This window comes from Vibrio sp. WZ-1 (assembly GCF_052037695.1).
GTDB lineage: Bacteria > Pseudomonadota > Gammaproteobacteria > Enterobacterales > Vibrionaceae > Vibrio.
The window spans coordinates 74,316-80,882 of sequence record NZ_JBQEQR010000053.1 but is presented as its reverse complement, the minus strand read 5'-3'; the positions used below and the strand labels follow the sequence as shown (position 1 = coordinate 80,882).

General features: G+C 45.4%; 5 protein-coding genes. 3 read left to right on the top strand and 2 right to left on the bottom strand.

Going from position 1 to position 6,567, the window contains the following annotated elements:
* Positions 1 to 333 precede the first annotated feature (333 nt).
* The 3 genes from ACTS60_RS04440 to ACTS60_RS04430 all read left to right on the top strand — a co-directional run bounded on the left by ACTS60_RS04440 (position 334) and on the right by ACTS60_RS04430 (position 4,594).
* A complete protein-coding gene (locus ACTS60_RS04440; RefSeq protein ID WP_440887286.1) occupies positions 334 to 2,418 on the top strand; it encodes an alpha-amylase in 2,085 nt (694 codons plus the stop codon).
* A 117-nt stretch (positions 2,419 to 2,535) separates the two neighbouring features.
* A complete protein-coding gene (locus ACTS60_RS04435) occupies positions 2,536 to 3,216 on the top strand; it encodes a response regulator (protein ID WP_409582126.1) in 681 nt (226 codons plus the stop codon).
* 10 nt (positions 3,217 to 3,226) lie between these two features.
* The gene (locus ACTS60_RS04430; RefSeq protein WP_045380174.1) at positions 3,227 to 4,594 is read left to right on the top strand and encodes an ATP-binding protein; all 1,368 of its coding nucleotides are present in this window, start codon (positions 3,227 to 3,229) and stop codon (positions 4,592 to 4,594) included.
* Here ACTS60_RS04430 and ACTS60_RS04425 read toward each other — a convergent pair.
* On the bottom strand, positions 4,591 to 5,226 hold the full coding sequence (locus ACTS60_RS04425) for an OmpA family protein (protein WP_052439726.1): 636 nt from the start codon (positions 5,224 to 5,226) through the stop codon (positions 4,591 to 4,593). The genes ACTS60_RS04430 and ACTS60_RS04425 overlap by 4 nt on opposite strands.
* 11 nt (positions 5,227 to 5,237) lie before the next feature.
* The gene (locus ACTS60_RS04420) at positions 5,238 to 6,566 is read right to left on the bottom strand and encodes a pilus assembly protein TadG-related protein (RefSeq protein WP_440887285.1); all 1,329 of its coding nucleotides are present in this window, start codon (positions 6,564 to 6,566) and stop codon (positions 5,238 to 5,240) included.
* Position 6,567: the final 1 nt, after the last annotated feature.

Below are 6,567 nucleotides of genomic sequence, written 5' to 3'. Positions count from 1 at the left end.
CATTTCACCTTTTTCTACTTGGTCAACGACCGTCAATTTAAAAGCAAGAGAATAATCTCGTTGGGTTCGTTTACTTGTTGATTTCATGACACTCTCCAATTTCATGTCGGAAATGTGTCAACCTTATTTAGGACGGTACAGAAATAAGTAAAAGGGAAGCAGATGCTTCCCTTTTTTGTTGCCTTCAAACTGATGTGAGCGGCATTTATTATTCATTTTGTGAACAATACGAAAATTTGTAGGGTGAGAGGCATTTAACTTCTCGGTGCAGAGCTCGGATTGTAGAGGCACTGTTTTGCTATAACTGGGCTGTTTATTCGGGGGAAGGACACAATGAAAAAAACAATTCTCGCACTCTCTATCGGTCTACTGAGCGCCTGCAGCCAGATTCCAGAAAATGCCATCGTATTAAGTGTTGGTGACGACACTACCGTATTCGAACAAAGCTCTGAAGGACTACTTATCGCAGAGCAAAAACTGGAAAAAGGTAGCTACACCTTTACCATTGCCGACAGCAAACAGAGCTGTGGCAGTAGCTTTGCCCTAGCAGAAGAAAGCCGCATCAAATTTAATCGTCCATTAAAAATGGATAATTGCGCCACAGATGTGCAAATGCCGCTGCGCATCTTCAAAGCCAATACCTATCAATTTACGCTCGACCCAACCACCAACGAGCTAACGGTAAAAATAAAACCAAAGCAGAGTCAGGACATCACCTACTCTTGCCCTGTCGCAACTGACACACCAAAAACCATCAATGTTGCCAACACCTTTACTGACGGCACGGTTGTTCGTGATGCCTTAACCGGACAAGAAACGACCGTCGCCAATGGCAACGTAACCATGCAGCCGGGGCCTATGAGCCAAGGTCTGTTATTGCTAGAAGAAGTAGAGCAGCAAGCCGAAAAACCGTTCAGCTGGGACAACGCGACGGTGTATTTCGTCATGACTGACCGCTTCTACAATGGCAACCCAGACAATGACAACAGCTACGGTCGTAGTAAAGACGGAAAATACGAGATTGGCACCTTCCACGGTGGTGACTTAGCGGGTCTGACGAAAAAACTCGATTACATCGAATCTCTTGGTGTGAACGCTATTTGGATAACCTCGCCACTGGAACAAATCCATGGTTGGGTTGGCGGCGGCGATAAAGGCGACTTTAAACACTACGGCTACCACGGTTACTACCATCAAGATTGGACCAAACTCGATGCCAATATGGGTACCGAAGATGAACTAAAAACCTTCGTCGATACCGCGCATAAGAAAGGCATTCGCGTGATTTGGGATGTGGTCATGAACCACACTGGCTACGCGACATTAGCAGACATGCAGGAGTTCGGATTTGGTCAGCTTTACCTTGATGACCAAGAAGCCAAAGAAATCCTTGGTGAGAAATGGACCGACTGGCAGCCAAAATCGGGACAAAGCTGGCACAGCTTCAACGATTACATCAAATACGGTGATAGCGAAGCGTGGGAAAAGTGGTGGGGCAAAGATTGGCTCCGCACCGACATTGGCGATTACGATGCGCCGGGATACAACGACATCACCATGTCTTTGAACTACTTACCGGATCTCAAAACCGAATCAACTCAGAAAACCGGACTACCAAACTTCTTCCGCAATAAAGACACCAATGCGCAAGATGAACTGCAAACCCCGCGTGAGCATCTGATTACGTGGTTATCCGACTGGGTACGTGACTATGGCATTGATGGCTTCCGCGTCGACACCGCTAAACACGTTGAAATGGAAGCGTGGGCAGAGTTGAAAGCCAGTACCACTCAAGCGCTTGCCCAGTGGAAGCAAAACAATCCAGACAAAGCACTAGATGACCTGCCATTTTGGATGACAGGTGAAGTATGGGCACACAGCGTGGTGAAGAGCCCGTATTTCGATAACGGCTTCGATTCCATCATCAACTTCGAGTTCCAATCTGATGTCGCACCAAAAGCACTGAAGTGTTTTGCTCAGCTTGATGGAGACTACCGCCGCTATGCAGAACGCATCAACAGCGACACTGAGTTCAATGTGTTGAGCTACCTGTCTTCACACGATACTCAACTTTTCTGGGCGGCACGCAGCCGTAGCTTTGATGACCAAGCTCGTGCAGCCAATGCGTTGATGCTGGCGCCGGGTGCAGTGCAAATCTACTATGGTGACGAGATCGCCCGTGACTTTGGTGTTACCGGCTCGGACGCTCACCAAGGTACTCGCTCTGATATGCCATGGGATAAGATTAATGGCGAGCGTGAAGACTTACTGCAGCATTGGCAAAAGTTGGGGGATTTCCGTAAACGCCACCCAGCGGTTGCACAAGGCAAGCACATCACTCGCAATCAAGAAGGTTATTACGCGTTCGAACGCCAATACCAAGACGACAAAGTACTGATTGTTTACACCGGTGAGTAATGTGCTCAGCAACAAGAATATGGTGAATTAACAAGGTTTAAAGGGAAGCATAGCTTCCCTTTTTTTTGTTGAATGCTAAGGTTAATCCAGTTATGAAATCCATTGATTAGGTTGTTCATGTTAGTCGTACTGGTCGAAGACAACGAAATTCTCAATCACCATTTATCTTCGCAGCTCAAAGATCGCGGTCATACCGTTTATGCCGATAAAACCGCATCCGCTTGCCTGCAAACCATTCAAAAACACCCCAATGCGGATGCCATGATCATTGACCTTGGCTTACCTGATTTTGATGGTATCACCTTAATAAAGCAGATCCGCCGCAAAGAGATTAATGTCCCTATTCTCATCCTAACCGCTCGTGGCGATTGGCAAGATAAAGTAGAGGGGCTGAACTCTGGTGCTGATGATTACCTCACCAAGCCGTTTCAGTTCGAAGAGTTAATGGCTCGCTTAGAAGCGCTTGTCCGCCGTTATCAAGGCTTCTCTAATAGCACCATAAACGCAGGCGACATGACGTTAGACACACAAGCGAAAAGCATCAGCTACGCAGACAACGTACTAGATCTCACCGCATTGGAATATCAAATCTTTGAGTATCTTATCCGTCATCGCCAAAAAGTGATTTCAAAAGAACAGATTGCTGACTCACTCTACGATGCCGGAGAGAGCGTACAACTTAACAATATTGAAGTAATCATCTCGCGCCTGCGTAAAAAGCTTGCAGCCCATACCGATGACAAAATCATTAGCACCATTCGTGGTCAAGGCTATCGATTTGAATTAGAGGCTAAATAGGGGAAGCTTAATGTTAACAACAAGGTTTCGCAGACAAGTTGTCGTAGCATCGGTTCTTTTGACTGTCACAATAGGCTCACTGCTTGGAATAATGGGTTATCAATACCAAAAAAACCGTTTGCTAGCTCAATATGCTGTTGAGTTGACGAATGATTTACCCTCATTCCTTGCTGAGATATGGAGCTCAAACCTCCTACCTCCATTTGAGCAATGGCAGGATAGCTACGCAAATAGCTCCGATAAGTTTTCAATGGTGATATGCGACAAGAAAAATAACGAACTCTGGCGCTCTATCTCACCAGACGCTTTTCATTCCTTATCAAAGCTCGACGGAGTAAAACTCAACGACCTATGTCGTAGCAATGCGCTTTCACAAAAAATTGGCTCAATAAAAATGATAGCGCTTAACTCAGGTTCACATGTACTCCTTCACACAATTGGCTTGTCTGAACAAGACAAGATTCCTGGTGGGCGCTTAATATCCATAAAAAAAATGGATCAGAGCATTAAACCCATTGAACAACTTAAGTGGAGAATCATCAAGTTTGCTCTCTTAGGCACTCTGATAACATTGGTTATTGTGTATTTTCTTTTTACTGTTGGTTTCAAGCCATTGAATACACTGCAAGTTGAACTATCAGAGATCAAAGCCGGTAAACGAACGAGATTAAACGATCAGTACCCAGAAGATCTGCAAAGTATCACAAGGGCGTTTAATGAACTGATGTTCCAACAACAAGAAAACGAACAGCGCTATCGCCGAGCATTAAACGATCTTGCACATAGTTTGAAAACACGAGTCGCAGTGTCGCAAGCCTTATTGGATGATATTGAAGAAGGCAAGATTCACGATATCAACCAACAGTTATTAGAAATGGATGATGTGATTCAGGGCCAACTTAAACGTGCATCATTCGGTGTGAAAGGGATTGTTGAAAACGCCACTCCAATCAAACCTATCCTCAACAGCCTCTTGCTTATGTTTGATAAGGTCCACATGGATAAGGGCATTCGCGTCGAACAGTTTATCAATAATGATCAGACTTTGCCGATGAGTAAAGCGGACGTCATGGAAGTGTTTGGCAATATTTTGGAGAACGCATATCGCTACGCAGAAAAACGTATCGATGTGTTCATCAACAACACTGAAGGTGGGATTGTCATCACCTTTAACAACGACGGCCCTGCCGTGGATGAGTCTATAAGCGAGACATTATTTAAACGCGGTGTGCGTGCTGACGAGAAAAACCCAGGAACAGGATTAGGTTTGGCTCTGTGTGATGAGATCGTACACAGCTACAAAGGGGCAATATGGTTTGAAACACCAACTGACCCATCCATGGGTGCAAGCTTAAAAGTGCTCCTGCCTTACCGCTAACCCTGCTTCGGTAAACTGATATCAACGCGGCGATTTAACTCGCGCCCATGAGTATTTGCATTACTACTCACTGGGTGCGTTTCGCCATCAGAGCGCGAAGAAGACGCTACTTCATCATGGCCTTCAATATATTGAGCGACTGCGTCTGCGCGCTTTAAACCCAATGTTAGGTTATATCCATTACTGCCCTTAGCATCCGTATTACCAACCACCAGTAATGAAGATTGAGGTCTCTGCTTCAGTTGCTGATTCAACTGAGTGAGAATGAACTTCGATTGAGTGTTTAAGCTCGCTTCGTCAAACTCAAACAGCACTCGGGCAGCAAGTTCGCCCTGCTGACTCTCAGTTAGTTGTGCACGGCTCAATAGGTAGGTCGCACAGGATTTATCGATGCCAGTTTGTTCCAACTGAGACAGTAACATAGGTTCAAGCGCACTCTGTTCACCATCGACTGTAATTTGCATAAACGGACCTTGATGGTATTTCACTTCCGTTTGATGCCCGAAAGACGCCGATTCTTGGTACTGATTCTGCCCTTGCTGGCAATAGTAATACAGCGCTTGATTAGTGTTGTCTTGTGCGAATGATGGCATGGGTAAGCTCACGGCTAACGCCAGAATTAACTTGTTCATTGTATTACTCTCTACAAGGTTAGGTGACCGACTTCTTCGGTGATCAGAGATAAAATTTGATTCAGTATGTCGTCAGTGTTTTCTGCTTTGTAGACGTTGTCCGCCCCGACACAATTACGTAAGCCCACATTGGCATTCAGTTCATAATCAAAACCAATCACCGACATACTGGCACTCATCTGTTCGCCCTCTGGTGTTTTCATGCCTTGGCTCACGCCGTTAATGACCTCTATCGAATCACTGGCTCCATCTGCCGTCACTTTTCCACCATTAATCATATTGAGGATGTTCGAACACATACCACGATCCACGAGTTCTTCGGTTTGCCCAGCATAGTGATTGAAATCTTCACCATCGGACAAAATAATGATCAACTGCTTGGGGTTCTTTGCTAGTTGAGTGACGATTTGTCCTGCTCGAATAATGCCTTGCAGCGAAGCCGTACCACCGGAGGCTTTAAAACTATTCACCTGACGAGTAAAGCTATTAAAGTCCGTGGTATAGAAAATGTCATAGAACTCCGCTAAATCATCTTCATTTGGGATGCGCTTCGCTGCACCTTTAACCACAAACTGGTTATTAATGGTTTTTTGCGGATAAAACGTATCGTCTTTATCCCAACCATCCGCGTCAAACTTAGTAATGCGTTGATCGCGAATTATCAGCTTGTTATTGTCACCGGTGTTAATGGTGCGACGGTTAAAGCCTGTGATAGCGACTCGGTGGGGATGCTCAACATTTAAGATATTGTACTGCTCTAGCTCATCGGTCACTTTTTCGATGATGTCTTTCAGATCTTCGATCTTTGACTTTTTACCACCACTCCATTCAAAGTTCATTGAACCAGAGAAATCGACAATAAAAGTAATATCAACTGGCTGACCTTGATAACGACGAGCTTTTGAGCTACCAGTTACATCAAAGGTATCGCCAAAGCCCACGATCACACCTTGACCAGGGAACCATGATTCATGGCGAGTTTTCCCCGCAACACGATACTCAAAGTAGCGCGCTTGTCCCTTTGATAGCCCAGCCTGGCAATCTGGCATCTCATCACATGACAAGCGTTGTACTTTTAGACCTTCAACGCTATCAACGTCATACACATAGTGCTCAATGTAGTTCTGTGCCAACGCGTGATTTTCTGAATCTTCTGCTGAGACGGCAAGCACCGCTGCTTCTGCGGCCTCTTCTAACCGGGCTTTGGTCTGCAAGGCTCTCGCCCCGTCGGAGCCCAACATGAAAACACCAAACAGAATAGGAATGATCATGGCGAATAACATGCCGACATGACCGCTCTGCTTTTTCAAATAAGATGAATATTGGATTCTTTGTGGCATG